Below are 18107 nucleotides of genomic sequence, written 5' to 3' on the forward strand. Positions count from 1 at the left end.
CATTCCCCGCGGAACGGTGTCAGGGGCACGCACATGGCAGGATCGCTCCTGTTCGGTCCGGCCCGACCCGCCAGAAGCCCAGAAGGAGCGCCCCCGTGCCCGGTGAGAATCTGTCCCGCGACGAGGCCCGGGAGCGGGCCGCCCTGCTGTCCGTCGACAGCTACGACGTGTCGCTCGACATCCGGTCCGCCCTCGGCGACCGCACCGACGAGGAGGCGGCGGCCGGTCCGCGCACCTTCCGCTCGGTGACCACGATCCGCTTCCGCTGCAACGAGCCGGGCGCGTCGAGCTTCGCGGACCTGATCGCCCCCCGGGTGACCGCCGTCTCCCTCAACGGCCGCGATCTCGACCCCGGTGAGGTCTTCGACGGCTCGCGTGTCCTGCTGGAGGACCTGGCCGCGGAGAACGAGCTGGTGGTGGACGCGCAGTGCGCCTACTCCCGCACCGGCGAGGGCCTGCACCGCTTCGTCGACCCGGAGGACGGCGAGGTCTACCTCTACACGCAGTACGAGCCGGCCGACGCGCGCCGGGTCTTCGCGAACTTCGAGCAGCCCGACCTCAAGGCCCCCTTCCGCTTCGAGGTGCGCGCCCCCGAGGGCTGGACGGTGTGGAGCAACGGCGCCGGCGCGGAGAGCGACGGGGTCTGGCGGTTCGCGGAGACCAAGCCGATCTCGACGTACATCACCTGTGTGGTCGCGGGCCCCTACCACCACGTCACGGACGTCTACACCCGTGACCTCGGGGACGGGACGGCCCTGGAGATCCCGCTCGGCGCGATGTGCCGCAAGGGTCTCGCCCCCTACTTCGAGGCCGACGACATCTTCCTGGTCACCAAGCAGGGCCTGGACTTCTTCCACGACCACTTCGACTACCCGTACCCCTTCGGCAAGTACGACCAGGCGTTCGTGCCCGAGTACAACCTGGGGGCGATGGAGAACCCGGGCCTGGTGACCTTCCGCGAGGAGTACGTCTTCCGGGGCAAGGTGACGCAGGCGTCGTACGAGGCCCGCGCGAACGTGATCCTGCACGAGATGGCGCACATGTGGTTCGGCGACCTGGTCACCATGGTGTGGTGGGACGACCTGTGGCTGAAGGAGTCCTTCGCGGACTTCATGGGCACGTTCGCGAACGTCGGCGCCACCCGCTTCAAGGACGCCTGGATCACCTTCGCCAACCGCCGCAAGGCGTGGGCGTACCGCGCCGACCAACTGCCCTCCACCCACCCGGTCACCGCCGACATCCGCGACCTCCAGGACGCCAAGCTCAACTTCGACGGCATCACCTACGCCAAGGGCGCCAGCGTGCTCAAGCAGCTCGTGGCGTACGTCGGCCAGGACGCGTTCCTGGAGGGCGCCCGCCGCTACTTCAAGCGGCACGCGTACGGCAACACCCGGCTCGGCGACCTGCTGGCGGTGCTCGGCGAGACCAGCGGCCGGGACATGGCCGCCTGGGCGCGGTCCTGGCTCCAGACGGCCGGGGTGAACGCGCTGACCCCGCAGGTGCTGCTCGACGAGCAGGGCAAAGTCGCGGAGCTTGCGGTGGTGCAGGAGGCCGCGGAGTCGTACCCCGAGCTGCGCCCGCACCGGGTGGCGATCGGCCTGTACCGGCTGGAGGAGAGCCGGCTCGTGCGGTACGCGCGCGCCGAGACGGACGTGGCGGGCCCGCGCACGGTCGTGACCGAGCTGGCCGGCCAGGACGCCCCCGAGCTGGTGCTGGTCAACGACGACGACCTGACGTACTGCAAGATCCGGTTCGACTCGACCTCGCTGGCCACCCTGCGCGAGCACCTGGGCACGATGACCGACCCGCTGGCCCGCGCGCTGTGCTGGTCGGCGCTGTGGAACCTGACCCGGGACGCGCTGCTGCCCGCGTCCGACTTCATCGACCTGGTGGCCCGGTTCGCGCACGGCGAGTCCGACATCGGCGTCCTCCAGACCCTGCACGCGCAGGCGGGCTCGGCGGTCGTCCACTATCTGCCGCAGGACCGGCGGCGTGCCGGTGAACGGGTGCTGGCCGAGACCGCGCTGCGGGATCTGCGGGCGGCCGCGCCGGGCAGCGAGCACCAGCTCGCCTGGGCCCGGTTCTTCGCCTCGGTCGCCTCGGAGCCGGACGATCTGGCGCTGCTGCGCGGTCTGCTGGACGGCACCGAGAAGTTCGAGGGGCTCGTGGTCGACCAGGAGCTGCGCTGGGCGTTCCTGGAGCCGCTCGCCGCGCACGGGGCGGCGGACGAGGCCGTGCTCGCGGCGGAACTGGCCCGCGACGACACCGCGTCCGGCAAGCGCCACCAGGTGCGCTGCCTGGCCGCCCGGCCCTCGGCGGCGGTGAAGGCACAGGCGTGGGCGCAGCTCGTGGAGTCGGACGCGCTGTCCAACGCGCTGGTGGAGGCCACCATCGCGGGCTTCGCGCAGCCCTCACAGCGCGAGCTGCTGGCGCCGTACGCGCCGAAGTACTTCGAGGTGATCGGCCGGGTGTGGGAGGAGCGGTCCATCCAGATCGCGATGCACGTGGTCAGGGGGCTGTTCCCGGACCTCCAGGACTCCCCGGAGACGCTGGAGGCCACGGACGCCTGGCTGGCCGCGCACGCCTCGGCACCGCCGGCGCTGCGGCGGCTGGTGCTGGAGGGACGGGACGATCTGGCGCGGGCGCTGCGCGCACAAGAAGCCCAGGAGCAGCAGGGAGCTTTGGCCAAGGATTGAGCCGCCCGTCACCGTTACGGAATTCGTTCAGTCACACCCGTAACCCCTGGTCCACCCCGTGCGGACCAGGGGTTTTCCGCGCCCTATCGGCATCCGAACACCCGTCCTTTAGTACTGCCTTGTCCGTATTTGTCGACGGGTGTGTAACAGCGGTTAAAGGTCGGATCAGGTGCGGAATCCCCGAGTCATGAACCACAACACCCCGGTGCCCCCCACCTCCCCCGCCCCCGTCCCCTCCGTCCCCCGCCCGCTGCGCCACCTGGCGCGTGACGGACGGCGGCGGGTCCTGACGGCCGCCCAGCTCCGCTCGCACGGCGTCTCCCCGGCCGAGACCGACGGGCAGTGCCGTCCCGGCGGGCCCTGGCAGCAGCTTCTGCCCGGGGTCTTCGCGCTCCACCCGGGGCCGCCGACCAGCGAGGAGCGGTTGCACGCGGTCCTGCTGTACGCGGCCCGCGAGCCGAAGGCCGCGGCCGGGGTGCCGGCCCAGCCGGACGCCGGCGGACCGCACCGGCCGGGGTACCGGGAGGCCGTGATCACCGGCCTGGCGGCGCTCACCCTGCACGGTCTGGCCTCCGCTCCCCCGCTGCCCTCCCTGGAGCGGATCGACGTCCTGGTCCCGCGCCGGCGCCGGCTGCGCTCGGCCGGCTTCGCGCACATCGTCCGTACGGCGGAGCTGCCCGCGCCCGAGCAGGTCACGGGCGTCCCGGTCGCCCCGGTGCCGCGCGCCCTGGCCGACGCCGTCGCCGAGCTGACGGACCCGAACCTCGTCCGGCGGCTGCTGTCGGACGCGGTGCGCGGCGGACACTGCGAACCGGCGGCGGTGGTGCGGGAGTTGAACGACGCCGAGCTGCTGACGCAGCCGCATGTGGTGGACGCGGTGGACGCGCTGCTCGCCGAGGGCCGGTCGGTCGCGGAGGAGCGGCTCTACCGGATGGTCACCGAGTACGGCCTGCCCGACCCGGTGTGGAACGTCGACCTCCGGCTGCCCGGCGGCCCCCATCTGGGCGGACTGGACGCCTACTGGCCGGAGCAGGCGGTGGCCGTGGAGCTGGACACCCGGGCGCCCCGCCAGGACGAGGACGCGATGTGGTCGGAGTACGCCCGCAAGCGGGAGGTCCTGGAGCGGCTCGGCATCACGGTCGTCCACATCACGCCGAAGAAGCTGCGGGACGCGCGGGAGCAGCAGGCGGCGGTGGTCCGTACGGCCCTGATGGCGGCCGGGGACCGCGATCCGGCCGCGTATGTCGTGGTGCTGCCCCGGTAGGAGGGGGCCGGGGCGGTGCCAGGAGGGGAGAGGAGGGGCCACCGGTGACGGACCGGCGGCCCCTCCTCGTGCGCGCGGCTCTCCGTGCGGACTACCTCCGCTTGAGCAGCAGTTCCGTGTTCCGGTCCCCCGGGCCGCCGCTCAGCCGGGCCCCGTCGGGGCGGGCGTTCGCCGACAGCTCCCGGTAGAGGGCGGCCAGGCCGGTCTGGGAGAGGTCGCCGAAGTCCGTGCGGTGCGGGGCGGCGGACTCGATCAGGGTGGTGTGCAGGGAGAGGGTGCCGTCCGCGTTGTCGACCAGCTCGACGATCCGGGCGAGCTGCGGGAACTCCACGTGGGAGGCGGTGGAGATCTCCCAGAAGGAGCCCGCGGAGCCGCGGTGCGGGGTGATGTCGTTGCGGTGGATGTGGCCGTTCACCCACGCCACCACGTTGGGGTGCCGGCCGAGCAGCGCCACCAGTTCGGCCCCCTGGTGCCGGCGCTCGCGCGGGCGGGCCGGGTCCGGGCGGGTGTTGGACATGCTGCTGCCGGTGTGGTGGCTGAAGACGACCACGTGCAGGTCGCGGTGGGTGCGCAGGGTGCGGTCCAGCCAGGTGAGCTGCGCGGTGCCGATCGAGCCGTTGTAGTGGCCGCCGGGGTCGGTGGTGTCGAGGCTGACGCCGAGCACCTTCTCGGTGATCGGGAAGGTGTAGTACTGCGTGCCCGCCTCCAGGTTGGCCCGCGTGTAGCCGTGGCCGACCGGGCCCGCGCCCCGGTACGCGGGGTCCAGGTGGGCCCGGACGTACTCGCGGGGTGTGAAGGGGGCCCGGCGCTCGTCCGGGGTGACCGCGCGCATCGCACGGCGCCGGGAGTCCAGCAGGTCGCGCAGGACGGTGCCGCGGGGGTCGCGGTCCTGGCTGATGCTCCGCTGGAGCCGTGCCGCCTCGGCGGGGCTGAGGTCCATCAGCTTGCGGCCGCCGACCGCGTACGCGGCGAGCCGGCTGTCGCCGTGCGCGTAGCAGCCCAGCGGCATGGCGTCGTGGTTGCCGACGGTGGAGTACCAGGGCAGGGTCAGGCCGGGGCTGCGCACCTCGCGGATCGCGGCCGCCAGGAAGCCGTCGATACGGGGGAAGCCGCGCCGGGTGTAGGCGTCGCGGGAGGCCGAGCCGGGCTGCCAGTACAGGGGGACGCCGCTGTTCTGGACGCCCTCGTAGTGGCGCGGGTCCCCGGAGTTGGGGGTGATCCGCCCGCCGCTGAGCACGGTCAGGTACCAGTCCAGCTCGGTGCGGGCGTTGTTGTCGGTGTTGTCGCCGGTGGTGACGGCGCAGTCCAGCGGCGCCCCGGTGACCGGCGCGGCGCGCAGCGCGTTGACCCGCTCCACGAGCGAGACCGCGCCCTGCACGGTGAGCGCCTCGTGCGGCCGCCAGGAGATCTCGCTCGCCGCGCGCAGGTACTCCAGACGCAACGGATGCTGACTGTCGATCAGATGCAGGTCGGTGAGCTGCACGAAGGCCGCGAGGGCGGTACGGCGGTCCGCGCGGCCTGACCTGGGCGCGGCCAGTTCGCCGCGGACGACGCGGCCCCAGCCGGGCGCGCTGCCCATCCGGCGGTAGCCGGAGCCGGGGCGCGGGGCGGCGACGGCGGCGAGCGTGGTGCCCTGGATGTAGGGGGCGGACGGGGCGGCGGCGAGGGCTGTGGCCTGTGGCCCGGCCTCGGGCGCTCGCGCGGCGGGGGCCGCCGCGCTGTCGGTGGGCCGCAGGGCGTACCCGACGCCCGCGGAGACGGAGACGGCCGCGGTGGCGGCGAGGACGGTACGACGGTCGACCCCCAGCACGGAGGACGTGACGGAGCGGGTGCGCGACATGCCGCCCATGCTCGGCACCGGGGGTGACCTGCGCGTGAACGCCCCAGCAACGCGAAACGCCGATCGCCGGACATGGATCTGGAGGCACTTCCGCGCCGGACCGCACGCCCCGCTACGCCTCCGGCGGCACGAACACCCGCCCGTCCCGCGGGCGTTCCCGCCACAGCTTGAGCGCCACGTCGACCAGCCGGACCCGGGTCAGCTCCGGTACGGCGGCCAGGTCGTGCCAGGCGGCGAGGTCGGTGGAGCCGTTCACCTCGTGGCGCAGTTCGCCGCCGGTGATCCGGGCCTCGTAGACGATGCGCAGGCCCTGGTGGTCGACGGGGCCGCGCCAGCCCGCGCGGCCGAAGACCCGGCGGAAGGTGTCCACTCCGAGCAGGCCGGTCACCTCGACGCGGTAGCCGGTCTCCTCGTCGAGTTCGCGCACCACGGTGTCGAGGGGATCCTCGCCGTGCTCCATGCCGCCGCCGGGCAGCACCCACTCCGGGGTGCCGTCGGCGGCCGGTGAGCGGGCGAGCAGGATCCGGTCGTCCCGGACGCACACGGCGTAGGCGGCCACCCTCAACTTCTTGCGCACACAACGACGTTAGCCGGTCGAGAGCGGGCACGGGGGGACACAGGGGCCGGACAGGGGCCATACAGGGTCCCCGTAGAGGGTTTTCCCCATACATCCATATCGTTTCGGTCAACACTCCCCAAACAACTGCCCCTTGCGTAAAGCTTTGCGTTCGTCCGAGACCGTCTTCCGGACGTTTCGCGACCGGGTGTGACCAGCCCGGTCGCCCGACGCTCGTTCCTTACGTACAAGGGATGCCGATGACCTTCACCCCCCAGCGCGAGCCCGCCCCGGGCGCCAGACGCGTGGTGCGCATAGCCGTGGCCGCGGGCCTGGTGGCAGCGCTGTCCGCGGCCGGACCGATACCCGTGGCCTTCGCCGCGGGCGCCGACCGGGCCCCGGCCGCCGCCGACCCGGGCGCCAAGTCCGCCCACGAAAAGCTCGGTTCGGACGACGCCGCCCTTCTCGCCGAGGCCAAGGCCGACGGCGACAAGACCGTCACGCTGATGGTCGCGACCGCTCCCGGCAGCACCGAGCAGGTCGCCGCAGAACTCGACGCCGTCAAGGGCGGCCTCGTGGGCCGCACCTTCGACAAGGTCGGCTACGTCCGCGCCACCGTCCCCACCGGCAAGGCCGACGCGGCCATCGCCGCCGCCACCAAGCTCTCCTCGGTGCACGCCATCGACCTGCGGGAGGACATCCCGCTGGACGACCCGACGCCCGCCGCGGACACCGCCAAGGGCGCCGCGAAGGGCTCCTCGGGCTCCAAGGCCGCCAAGGCGCCGGGCAAGAACACGCCCGCCGAGAACCCGTACAACCCGTCCTTCGAGACGGGCGCCGTCGACTTCGTGAAGAAGAACCCGAAGGCGGACGGCCGCGGGGTCACCATCGGTGTCCTCGACTCCGGCGTGGACCTCGGGCACCCCGCCCTCCAGAAGACCACCACCGGCGAGCGCAAGATCGTCGACTGGGTCACCTCGACCGACCCGGTCTCCGACGGCGACCTGTCCTGGCGCCGGATGACGAACGTCGCCGACGGCCCGCAGTTCAGCCGGACCCCCGCGACCACCGGTGTCGCCGAGACCTTCAAGGCCCCGGCCGGCTCCTACCGGTTCAACTACTTCTACGAGTCCGCGACGGCCGGCGGCGACCAGCTCGGCGACGTCAACCGCGACGGTGACACCACCGACGCCTGGGGCGTGCTCTACGACCCCGCGACGAACACCGTGCGCGTCGACTCCGACGACAACCTGGACTTCACCGACAACGCCCCGATGAAGGCGTACAAGGACGGCTTCCAGGTCGCCTACTTCGGCACGGACGACCCGGCGACCGACGTCGTCGAGCGCATCCCGTTCGTCGTGGAGACCCGCAAGGACGTCGTCTACGACGCGGCCGGCAACAAGGCCGACTACGTCAACATCGGCATGATCTCCAGCGAGCACGGCACCCATGTCGCGGGCATCACCGCCGCGAACAGCCTGTTCGGCGGGAAGATGAACGGCGCCGCCCCCGGCGCGAAGATCGTCTCCTCGCGCGCCTGCGTCTTCGGCCCCGGCTGCTCCAACGTCGCGCTCACCGAGGGCATGATCGACCTCGTCGTCAACCGCGGCGTCGACATCGTCAACATGTCGATCGGCGGTCTGCCGGGCCTCAACGACGGCAACAACGCCCGCGCCGAGCTGTACACGCGCCTGATCGACACCTACGGCGTCCAGCTCGTCATCTCGGCCGGCAACAGCGGCCCCGGCGCCAACACCATCGGCGACCCCGGCCTGGCCGACAAGGTCATCTCGGTCGGCGCGGGCATCTCCAAGGAGACCTGGGCCGCCAACTACGGCTCCCAGGTGACCAAGAAGTACGCGCTGCTGCCCTTCTCCTCGCGCGGCCCGCGTGAGGACGGCGGCTTCACGCCGACCCTGGTCGCCCCCGGCGCCGCGATCAACACGATCCAGACCTGGCTGCCGGGCGCCCCGGTCGCCGAGGCGGGCTACTCCCTGCCGGCCGGCTACGCCATGCTCCAGGGCACCTCGATGGCCTCCCCGCAGGCCGCGGGCGCCTCGGCCCTGCTGATCTCGGCCGCCAAGCAGCAGAAGATCGCCCTCACCCCGGCGAACCTGCGCACCGCGCTGACCTCGACCGCCGACCACATCAAGGGTGTGCAGGCGTACGAGGAGGGTGCCGGCGCCATCAACATCGTCGACGCCTGGAAGTCCATCAGGAAGGGCGCCACCGCCCACGCGTACACGGTGAAGGCCCCGGTCGACACCGCGCTCGACTTCGCGCTGAAGACGCCGGGCTTCGGCACCGGCATCTACGACCGCGAGGGCGGCCTCAAGGCCGGTCAGAAGAAGACCTACGAGGTCACCGTCACCCGCACGACGGGCGCCGACAAGCCGATCCGGCACGAGCTGTACCTGGAGAACAACGCGGCCGGCGCCTTCCGGATCGTCGGCTCCGACGAGGTCAAGCTCGGCCTGAACAAGCCGGTCACCGTGAAGATCCAGGCCGCGCCGAAGTCCGCCGGGATCAAGAGCGCGATCCTGGAGGTCGACGACCCGAAGACCGAGGGCATCGACAAGCAGATCCTCAACACGGTCGTCGTCTCGTCGCCGCTGGCGCACACCTTCTCCACGAAGAACACCGTGCAGCGCAACAGCTCGCAGCACTACTTCGTGACCGTCCCCGAGGGCGCCACCTCCCTGGAGGTCGCCATCGGCGGGCTGAAGGACAAGAGCCAGACCCGCTTCATCTCGCTCCACCCCTACGGTGTCGCGGTCGAGAACACGGCCACCACCAACTGCTACAACAACTACCTCGACGGCAACGGCTGCAAGCCCGACGCCCGCTCCTACGCCGCCCCGCAGCCGGGCGTCTGGGAGATCGAGGTCGAGTCGCGCCGCACCTCGCCGCTGCTCGACAACCCCTACAAGCTGGACGTCACCGTCTACGGCGCCACGTTCGACCCGGCGACCGTGACCGTGCCCGAGGCGAAGGTCGGCACCCCGGCCCCCGTCTCCTGGAAGGTGTCGAACAAGTTCGCCGCCATCGACGGCAAGCTGGTCGGCGGCCCGCTCGGCTCCTCCAAGGCGGCCCGCCCGACCGTCGCCAACCACGAGACCCAGACCACCACGGTCGAGGTCCCGGCCGGTGCCGCGTCCCTGGACGTCTCCATCGGCAACGTCTCGGACACCGCCGCCGACCTGGACCTGACGGTCTACGACTCCACGGGCAAGCAGGTCGCCCAGCAGGCCGACGGCGACTCGGAGGAGGCGGTCTCCATCCCGAAGCCCGCCGCCGGCACGTACACCATCGAGGTCGCGGCCTACTCGGTCCCGGCCGGCACGACGGCGTACGACTACCTGGACGTGTTCTTCTCGTCCGCGCTCGGCACGGTCGACGTCGGCTCCTCGGCGCCGGTCAAGCTGGCCACGGGCGCCACGGCGGCGGTCTCCGCGACCGTCACCGCCGCGGCCCCCGCGCCCGAGGGCCGGGCCTTCTTCGGCCAGGTCCAGCTCGTCAACGCCCGCGGCACCGTCGCCGGTCTGGGCAGCGTGGCGATCGGCAAGGTCACGCCGTAACGGCAAGGCAGTGAGACAGGAGGGGCGGGCGTCCGTACGGGCGCCCGCCCCTTCGCCGTGTCCACGGCGGCTCGGGGCTCAACCGCAGCTCCGCTGCTCCGCCTGGGGCAGCGCGCGGGCCAGTGCCTCGCGTTCGGCGGCGATACCGGCCTCCCCGACCGACCAGACCACCGGCGAGTCGCCCTCCTCGTCCAGCGCGACCAGCACGTGGTCGCCCTTCGCCACCAGCGGATCCATGTCCCGGGCCAGCGCGAAACGGACCTCCGCGGCCGTCTCCTCCGGCTTGTAGGCACGGGTCACCCGCAGCGTGACCCGCTCGTCGCCGGTGCCGGGCAGCGGTTCGACGGCCGTCACGTCGCCCTCTACGACCAGCCGGGCGCAGGCCAGGAACGCCGGGTCCCCGAACGGGCCGCCCGCCCCCGCCTCCGCCTTCTGGTCCGCGCTGTCGGCGGCGGCACTGCTGTCGCCGGAGGAGGACGCGCCCCCGCCCGTCTGCACCAGCAGCCAGCCGGACCCCACGACCATCGCTCCGGCGGCGGCGACCGCCAGGGCGCGCAGCGCGCGGACGGCCGGACGGACCGGGCGGCGCAGCCGCCGTACGGCACTCTCCGGCCGAGGGGCCGGCTCGGGTCCCGTCAGGGTGTCCGCGAGGACGGTGAGCTGGTCGCGCAGCAGCGCCAGATCGGCGGTCGCCGCGCGGTGGGCCGCCAGATAGCCGGGGTCGTCCCGGGCCTCGTCGGACAGCGGGGCGTCGGTGAGCGCGGCCATCAGGGCGTCCATGCCGTCGTAGCTCTCGCGCGTGGGGCCGTGTTCGTTCTCGGCGGGCATGTCACACCACCTCGTCCTCGTGCAGGCGGGCGCGCAGGGCCCGGACCGCGGTGTGCAGGCGGCTCTTGACGGTGCCCTCCGGCACGCCCAGCTCGTCGGCTATGGAACGCACCGGAAGATCCGCGAAGAACCGCAGGACCACGACCTGCCGCTGGGCGTCCGGCAGCTCGTCCAGGCCCTCCGCGACCGCGAGGGAGAGCACGCTGGTGTCCTCCCCCGAGGGGTGCTCGTGCGCGCGCAGCGAGGCCAGCCGCTCGCCGAGGCGTTCCTGGCGGCGCCTGGCCCGGTGCCAGTCCATGGCGAGGTTGGAGGCGACGACCGCCGCCCACGCGGAGACGTCGCGCGGGGCGTCGTAGCCCTTGGCCGCCCGCTCCAGCAGCCGCAGACGGACCTGCTGCACCCCGTCCGGCAGGTCCGCCTGCGGCACTCCGCCCAGGGCGAGCACCGCCCGCACCCGGCGTTCCTGCGCCGCGTCCAGCGGATCACCGTGACCGGCGTCCCCCTGGGCGCGGCGCGCGATTCTGCGCAGCAACAGACACCCCTCCCCTCGCCGCGTTGTCTCTACGACGCCGGGGCGCGCCGAAACGTTCGCCGGGCGCGGGGATTTCTCCGCCGAGGTGTACGTCACACGGCGGCGCGGAGCGTCCCAGCCCTCGGGCATGCAGGGCAAAGAATTGGACAGGTGGGCCGGGGTCGGCCGCATGATGGAGAAGCCACGGCCAGGCACTACGCACATATCCAGACAGAACGACATAGTCAGAACGAGACAGAGGGAGTCGCCGTGAGGGTCGGAATCGTCGGAGCCACCGGTCAGGTCGGCACGGTCATGCGCAGGATCCTCAAGGAGCGGAACTTCCCGGTCACCGAGCTGCGGCTGTTCGCCTCGGCCCGTTCGGCGGGCACCGAGCTGGACGGCGTGACGGTGGAGGACGCGGCGACGGCCGACTACTCCGGCCTGGACATCGTGCTGTTCTCGGCGGGCGGCGCCACCTCGAAGGCGCTGGCGGAGAAGGTCGCCGCGCAGGGTGCCGTGGTGATCGACAACTCCTCGGCCTGGCGCAAGGACCCCGAGGTCCCCCTCGTCGTCTCCGAGGTCAACCCGCACGCGATCGCGGATCGCCCCAAGGGCATCATCGCCAACCCGAACTGCACCACCATGGCCGCGATGCCGGTCCTCAAGCCGCTGCACGCCGAGGCGAGCCTGGAGGCGCTGGTCGTCGCCACCTACCAGGCGGTGTCCGGCTCCGGTGTGGCGGGCGTGGCGGAGCTGCACGGCCAGGCGCAGAAGGTGATCGCCGACGCGGACAAGCTGACGCACGACGGCACGGCGGCCGACTTCCCCGAGCCGCAGGTCTACCGGCGTCCGATCGCCTTCAACGTGGTCCCGCTCGCGGGTTCGATCGTCGAGGACGGCCTCGACGAGACGGACGAGGAGCAGAAGCTGCGCAACGAGTCCCGCAAGATCCTGGAGATCCCGGGTCTGAAGGTCTCCGGCACCTGTGTGCGCGTCCCGGTCTTCTCCGGCCACTCCCTCCAGGTCAACGCCCGTTTCGCGCGCCCGCTGCCGGTGGAGCGCGCCACCGAGCTGCTGGCCGACGCGCCGGGCGTGGTCCTCACCGACATCCCGACCCCCCTCCAGGCCGCCGGCCAGGACCCCTCGTACGTGGGCCGTATCCGCCGGGACGAGACCGTGGAGCACGGCATCGCGCTGTTCATCTCCAACGACAACCTCCGCAAGGGCGCGGCGCTGAACGCGGTGCAGATCGCGGAGCTGGTGGCGCAGGAGCTGAAGGGCTAGCGCGACCGCGCGACCTCGTAGAGGAAGCACCCGTACTCGACGGCCCTGACGTGGACGAACGCCACGTCGGGGCCGTCGAGCGCGTCCCGGACCCCGGCCGCGATGCCACCGGGCCCGACCAGCTCGCCGCCCAGGATGCGTCCGTCGTGGGAGTAGCGGCGCAGCACCCGGTGGGCGCCCCCGAAGGGGTAGGGGTCGTACGGGTCGTCGGGGCACTCGTCGGCGTGGAGGAACACGGGGCCCTGTTCGTCGTAGGCGCCGGGGTCGGTGCCCGTCGCCCCGGCCCGGCGGCGCAGCGGGGCGTAGCTCACCAGGGCGATGCGCTCGCCGGGCGTGCTGCGCCGCAGGCAGCAGCGCAGCGGCGCCCCGCCCTCCTCGTCCACGAAGGGCTCGGCGGCGCGTCCGGCGTCGTCGGCTGCCAGCAGTTCCTTCCGTACGTCCGGGCGGACGGCCCGGACCACAGGGTTCTCGCTCATGTCCCCCAGCCTCCCGCCGTCCGGCCCGGTCCACCGGCGGATTCCGGACGCCGTGTCCGGCGGGCGCGGCGCGCGGCCGGGCGGGGCAGCGCCGCCAGCACGGACAGCAGGGCCAGGCCCACGCCCAGCCACAGCACGCCGGTCGCCCCGGCCGTGTCGGCGGTGCGGCCGCCGGTGAAGGCGCCGAGCGCGATCGCCGTGTTGAAGACCGCGGCAATCAGCGCGGACACCGCTTCCGGGGCGCGCGGGGCGGCGGCCGTCAGCCAGGTCTGGGCGGAGACGGCGACCCCGCCGTAGACGAACCCCCACAGGACGAGCAGCAGGGCCGACGCGCCGAGCGACCCGCCCGCGGGCACCAGCAGCGCGACGACCGCCGTCACGCCCGCCGCGACCACGCACACCGTCCGCCGGGGACCGCGCGCGGCGGCCGGACCGGCGGCGAAGGTGCCGACGACGCCCGCGACGCCGTACCCGAGGAGCAGGGTGCCCGCCGCCCCGGCCCCCAGGCCCGGCACCCGTTCCAGGACGGACCGTACGTACGTGTACGCCGCGAAGTGCCCGGTGACCAGCAGTCCCACCACGGCCAGTCCCCGCCGCACCCCGGGCAGCGCCGCCACCCGCCGCAACTCCCCTGTTCCGACCGTGCGTTCGGCGGGCAGCGGAGGGAGCGCGAGGGCCAGGGCCGCGGCCACCGCGACGGCGAGGACCGCGAGCCCGGCGAAGGCCCACCGCCAGCCGGCCGTCGCGCCGAGGACCGTCCCGGCCGGCACCCCGAGCACGGACGCGACGGCGATCCCGCTGAAGACGACCGCCGTGGCCCGGCCGACCGAGGCCGCCGGCACCAGCCGTACCGCCAGTCCGGCCGCGACCGCCCACACCCCGCCGATGCACACCCCGACCAGCGCCCGCGCCACCAGCAGCGCGGCCACGCCCGGGGCGAGCGCGGACAGCAGGTCGGCGGCCGCGAGCAGCAGCGACAGGCCGACCAGCACCCGGCGCCGGTCGGCCCGCCGTACGGCGACCGGCAGCAGCGGGGCCGCGACGGCGGCGACCAGACCGGGCAGGGTGAGCGCGAGTCCGGCCGTCCCGGCGGACACGCCCAGCCCGTCGCCCAGCGGGGTGAGCAGTCCGACCGGCAGCATCTCGGTGGTGACGACGGAGAAGGTGGCCCCGGCGAGCGCGAGCACGGCGGCCCAACGGCCGCCCGGCGGCGGGGAGATGTCCGGGGATACCCGGGCAGGTGTGGGGGAGGACATGCCTCCACCCTTCAGCTCCGGACGGGCGCTTCCCACCCCGTCCCGGAGAGCGGACACCGGCCCGCCGTAACGTCGTCGCCCCCGGCGGCCGACCCGTGGAAGGATGGCGCAACCCACACATAAACGAGGAGATGACCGCGTGCCTGGCACAAACCTGACTCGCGAAGAGGCGCAGCAGCGGGCGTCGCTGCTCACCGTTGACTCGTACGAGATCGATCTCGACCTCTCCGGCGCGCAGGAGGGCGGTACCTACCGGTCCGTGACCACGGTGCGCTTCGACGTCGCCGAGGAGAACGCCGAGTCCTTCATCGACCTGGTGGCCCCGGCGGTCCACGAGGTGACGCTCAACGGCGACGCGCTCGACCCGGCCGAGGTGTTCAAGGACTCCCGGATCGCGCTGCCGGGCCTGCTGCACGGGCGTAACGTCCTGCGGGTCGTGGCCGACTGCGCGTACACCAACACCGGCGAGGGTCTGCACCGGTTCGTCGACCCGGTCGACGAACAGGCTTATCTGTACACGCAGTTCGAGGTGCCGGACGCCCGTCGGGTGTTCGCGTCCTTCGAGCAGCCGGATCTGAAGGCCACCTTCCAGTTCACGGTGAAGGCGCCGTCCGGCTGGACCGTCATCTCCAACTCGCCGACGCCCGAACCCACCGACGACGTCTGGGTGTTCGAGCCGACGCCGCGGATCTCCACGTACATCACCGCGCTGATCGTCGGTCCGTACCACTCCGTGCACAGCGTGTACGAGAAGGACGGGCAGAGCGTCCCGCTCGGCATCTACTGCCGTCCCTCGCTCGCCGAGTTCCTCGACTCGGACGCGATCTTCGAGGTCACCCGGCAGGGCTTCGACTGGTTCCAGGAGAAGTTCGACTACGCGTACCCGTTCGAGAAGTACGACCAGCTCTTCGTGCCGGAGTTCAACGCGGGCGCGATGGAGAACGCGGGCGCGGTGACCATCCGCGACCAGTACGTGTTCCGGTCGAAGGTGACGGACGCGTCGTACGAGCTGCGCGCCGAGACCATCCTGCACGAGCTGGCCCACATGTGGTTCGGCGACCTGGTCACCATGGAGTGGTGGAACGACCTGTGGCTGAACGAGTCGTTCGCCACCTACACCTCCATCGCCTGCCAGGCGTACCACCCGCAGTCGCGCTGGCCGCACTCGTGGACCACGTTCGCCAATTCCATGAAGACGTGGGCCTACCGGCAGGACCAGCTCCCGTCCACCCACCCGATCATGGCGGAGATCCGTGACCTGGACGACGTCCTGGTCAACTTCGACGGCATCACCTACGCCAAGGGCGCGTCCGTCCTCAAGCAGCTCGTCGCCTATGTCGGCATGGACGAGTTCTTCAAGGGCGTCCAGGCGTACTTCAAGGCGCACGCCTTCGGCAACACGCGCCTGTCCGACCTGCTCGGCGCGCTGGAGGAGACCTCGGGCCGCGATCTGAAGTCCTGGTCGAAGGCATGGCTGGAGACGGCCGGCATCAACATCCTGCGGCCGGAGATCGCGACGGACGGCGAGGACGGGTCCGGGGTGATCACGTCCTTCGCGATCCGCCAGGAGGCCCCGGCCCTGCCCGCCGGCGCCAAGGGCGCGCCGACGCTGCGTCCGCACCGTATCGCCGTCGGCCTCTACGACCTCGACGGGGAGAGCGGCAAGCTGGTCCGCCGCGAGCGCCTCGAACTCGACGTCGACGGCGAGCTGACGGACGTCCCGCAGCTCGTCGGCACCCGCCGCCCGGACGTCGTGCTGCTCAACGACGACGACCTGTCGTACGCCAAGGTCCGCCTCGACGAGCGGTCCCTCGCCTTCGTCACCGAGCACCTCGGCGACTTCGAGTCCTCCCTGCCGCGCGCGCTGTGCTGGGCGTCGGCCTGGGACATGACGCGGGACGCCGAACTGCCGGCCCGCGACTACCTGTCCCTGGTGCTGTCGGGCATCGGCAAGGAGTCCGACATCGGCGTGGTGCAGTCGCTGCACCGTCAGGTCAAGCTGGCCATCGACCTGTACGCCGACCCGACCGCCCGCGAGGCCCTGCTGACCCGCTGGACCGACGCCACGCTGGCGCATCTGCGGTCCGCCGAGGCGGGCAGCGACCACCAGCTCGCCTGGGCCCGCGCGTTCGCGGCCACCGCCCGCACGCCGGAGCAGCTCGACCTGCTGGACGCCCTGCTCGACGGCTCGCAGACCATCGAGGGCCTGGCCGTCGACACCGAGCTGCGCTGGGCGTTCGTGCAGCGCCTCGCGGCGGTCGGCCGGTTCGACGAGGCGGAGATCACCGCCGAGTACGAGCGCGACAAGACGGCGGCCGGTGAGCGGCACGCGGCCACCGCCCGGGCCGCGCGCCCGACGCCGGAGGCCAAGGCGGAGGCGTGGGCGTCGGTCGTCGAGGACGACAAGCTGCCCAACGCCCTCCAGGAGGCCGTGATCGGCGGTTTCGTGCAGACCGACCAGCGTGAGCTGCTGGCGGCGTACACGGACCGGTACTTCGAGGTCGTCAAGGACGTCTGGGACAGCCGCTCGCACGAGATCGCCCAGCAGATCGCGATCGGCCTCTACCCGGCGGTCCAGGTCTCCCGGGAGACCCTGGACAAGACGGACGCCTGGCTGGCCTCCGCCGAGCCGAACGCGGCCCTGCGCCGCCTGGTCTCCGAGGCCCGCGCGGGCGTGGAGCGGGCGCTGCGGGCGCAGGAGGCGGACGCGCGGTAGTTGCTTGCGGTAGCGGTTGCCGTAGCGGTTGCGGTGGCGGGGGCGCTCGGGTTGATGCCGGGCGCCCCCTGCTTTGTGCCTGCGTGCGGGGCCGGTCTCAGGCGACCGGGTCGCGGTGCGGGCGTTCGCTCGTGCCCCTGCGGGGTGACGGTCGTACGGGCGCCGCGGCGGCGCCGCCCGCGCGGAGCTGGCCCGCGACCGTCGCCACGAAGGCCAGCGCCATGCCCGTGAGCTGGAGCGGGGTCAGCGCCTCGCCGAGGGCGGCCCAGCCGACGACGGCCGCGGTGAGCGGGGAGAGCGGGCCGAGGAAGGTGACCTGGGTGGCGGTGAGACGGCCTATGCCGCGGAACCAGAGCCAGTACGACACCGCGGTGTTGGCCAGCGCCAGATAGAGGTACCCGGCGGCGGCCCGGCCGTCCAGGGCGGGCGGGGCGCCCTCGGCGAGGAACGCGACGGGCGCGATCAGCAGCCCGCCCGCGGTGAGCTGCCAGCCGGCGAGGGCCAGCGGGCCGACGCCCTCGGGCCGGCCCCACTTCTTGGTCAGGACGACACCGGCCGACATGGAGGCCGTGGAGCCGAGCGCGGCCAGCACGCCGAGCCCGTCCAGCGCGCCGGCCGCCTTCAGGACGACCAGGCTGACCCCGGACGCGGCGACCACCCCGGCCAGCAGGGTCCGCGCGGTCGGCCGCTGCCCGAGGAGCAGGGCCGAGAGACCGACGACGAACAGGGGTCCGACCGAGCCGACGACCGCCGCCATGCCACCGGGCAGCCGGTACGCGGAGAGGAACAGCAGGGGGAAGAAGGCGCCGATGTTCAGCGCCCCGAGCAGCGCCGCCTTGCCCCACCAGAGGCCGCGCGGCAGCACCCGGCCGAGGGCGAGCAGCAGCAGTCCGGCGGGCAGGGCGCGCATCAGACCGGTGAACAGGGGGCGGTCGGGCGGCAGGAACTCGGTGGTGACGGCGTAGGTGGTGCCCCAGGAGACGGGGGCGAGGGCGGTGAGCAGGACGGTCGTGATCCTCTGCATGCATTTAGCTTACCTCTAAGCAACTTACCTGCAAGCCACTTTCTTGCGGACGACCGGACACGGCCGGATACT

The 18107-nt window shown here is 72.8% G+C and carries 12 protein-coding genes; 5 read left to right on the plus strand and 7 right to left on the minus strand.

Annotated elements, in window-relative coordinates:
- Window positions 1-95: 95 nt before the first annotated feature.
- Together pepN (AFM16_RS13945) and AFM16_RS13950 are read left to right on the plus strand one after the other, a co-directional pair.
- Window positions 96-2696 (plus strand): aminopeptidase N, encoded by a 2601-nt coding sequence (pepN, locus tag AFM16_RS13945; RefSeq protein ID WP_078633499.1) that lies wholly within the window; start codon window positions 96-98, stop codon window positions 2694-2696.
- A gap of 187 nt (window positions 2697-2883) precedes the next feature.
- Window positions 2884-3960 carry a hypothetical protein gene (locus AFM16_RS13950; RefSeq protein WP_078633500.1) on the plus strand — a complete coding sequence of 359 codons (1077 nt, stop codon included), beginning with the start codon at window positions 2884-2886 and terminating at the stop codon, window positions 3958-3960.
- 91 nt (window positions 3961-4051) lie between these two features.
- Here AFM16_RS13950 and AFM16_RS13955 read toward each other — a convergent pair whose 3' ends face one another.
- Window positions 4052-5800, minus strand: coding sequence for a TIGR03767 family metallophosphoesterase (locus tag AFM16_RS13955; protein WP_078636942.1), 1749 nt, complete (start codon window positions 5798-5800; stop codon window positions 4052-4054).
- 112 nt (window positions 5801-5912) lie between these two features.
- Window positions 5913-6377, minus strand: coding sequence for an NUDIX hydrolase (locus tag AFM16_RS13960; RefSeq protein ID WP_179123275.1), 465 nt, complete (start codon window positions 6375-6377; stop codon window positions 5913-5915).
- Between the two features lie 239 nt (window positions 6378-6616).
- On the opposite strand from AFM16_RS13960, the gene AFM16_RS13965 reads away from it, so the two are divergent.
- Window positions 6617-9937 (plus strand): S8 family serine peptidase, encoded by a 3321-nt coding sequence (locus AFM16_RS13965; RefSeq protein WP_078633501.1) that lies wholly within the window; start codon window positions 6617-6619, stop codon window positions 9935-9937.
- Between the two features lie 78 nt (window positions 9938-10015).
- Here AFM16_RS13965 and AFM16_RS13970 read toward each other — a convergent pair whose 3' ends face one another.
- Window positions 10016-10765 carry a hypothetical protein gene (locus AFM16_RS13970; protein ID WP_179123276.1) on the minus strand — a complete coding sequence of 250 codons (750 nt, stop codon included), beginning with the start codon at window positions 10763-10765 and terminating at the stop codon, window positions 10016-10018.
- Window position 10766: 1 nt separating this feature from the next.
- Window positions 10767-11297: a sigma-70 family RNA polymerase sigma factor gene (locus AFM16_RS13975; RefSeq protein WP_030779558.1), complete on the minus strand. Its 531-nt coding sequence runs from the start codon at window positions 11295-11297 to the stop codon at window positions 10767-10769.
- 249 nt (window positions 11298-11546) lie between these two features.
- Between AFM16_RS13975 and AFM16_RS13980 the strand changes: the two genes are divergently transcribed.
- Entirely contained in the window at window positions 11547-12563 is a 1017-nt protein-coding gene (locus AFM16_RS13980; RefSeq protein WP_078633502.1) for an aspartate-semialdehyde dehydrogenase, read from the plus strand.
- On the opposite strand, the gene AFM16_RS13985 is transcribed toward AFM16_RS13980, so the two are convergent.
- Window positions 12560-13039 carry a DUF1203 domain-containing protein gene (locus tag AFM16_RS13985; protein WP_078633503.1) on the minus strand — a complete coding sequence of 160 codons (480 nt, stop codon included), beginning with the start codon at window positions 13037-13039 and terminating at the stop codon, window positions 12560-12562. The two genes, AFM16_RS13980 and AFM16_RS13985, sit on opposite strands and share 4 nt — an antisense overlap.
- Window positions 13036-14295, minus strand: a complete 1260-nt coding sequence (locus tag AFM16_RS13990; protein WP_078633504.1) for an MFS transporter — start codon at window positions 14293-14295, stop codon at window positions 13036-13038. Before AFM16_RS13990 ends, AFM16_RS13985 begins: the two co-directional genes overlap by 4 nt.
- 139 nt (window positions 14296-14434) lie before the next feature.
- On the opposite strand from AFM16_RS13990, the gene pepN (AFM16_RS13995) reads away from it, so the two are divergent.
- The gene (gene pepN / locus AFM16_RS13995; RefSeq protein ID WP_030779565.1) at window positions 14435-17011 is read left to right on the plus strand and encodes an aminopeptidase N; all 2577 of its coding nucleotides are present in this window, start codon (window positions 14435-14437) and stop codon (window positions 17009-17011) included.
- Between the two features lie 97 nt (window positions 17012-17108).
- Here the strand turns inward: pepN (AFM16_RS13995) and AFM16_RS14000 are convergent, their stop codons facing one another.
- On the minus strand, window positions 17109-18035 hold the full coding sequence (locus tag AFM16_RS14000) for an EamA family transporter (RefSeq protein ID WP_051780027.1): 927 nt from the start codon (window positions 18033-18035) through the stop codon (window positions 17109-17111).
- Between the last annotated feature and the right edge of the window lie 72 nt (window positions 18036-18107).

The sequence above is a fragment of the Streptomyces antibioticus genome (assembly GCF_002019855.1).
In the GTDB taxonomy this organism is placed as follows: domain Bacteria; phylum Actinomycetota; class Actinomycetes; order Streptomycetales; family Streptomycetaceae; genus Streptomyces; species Streptomyces antibioticus_B.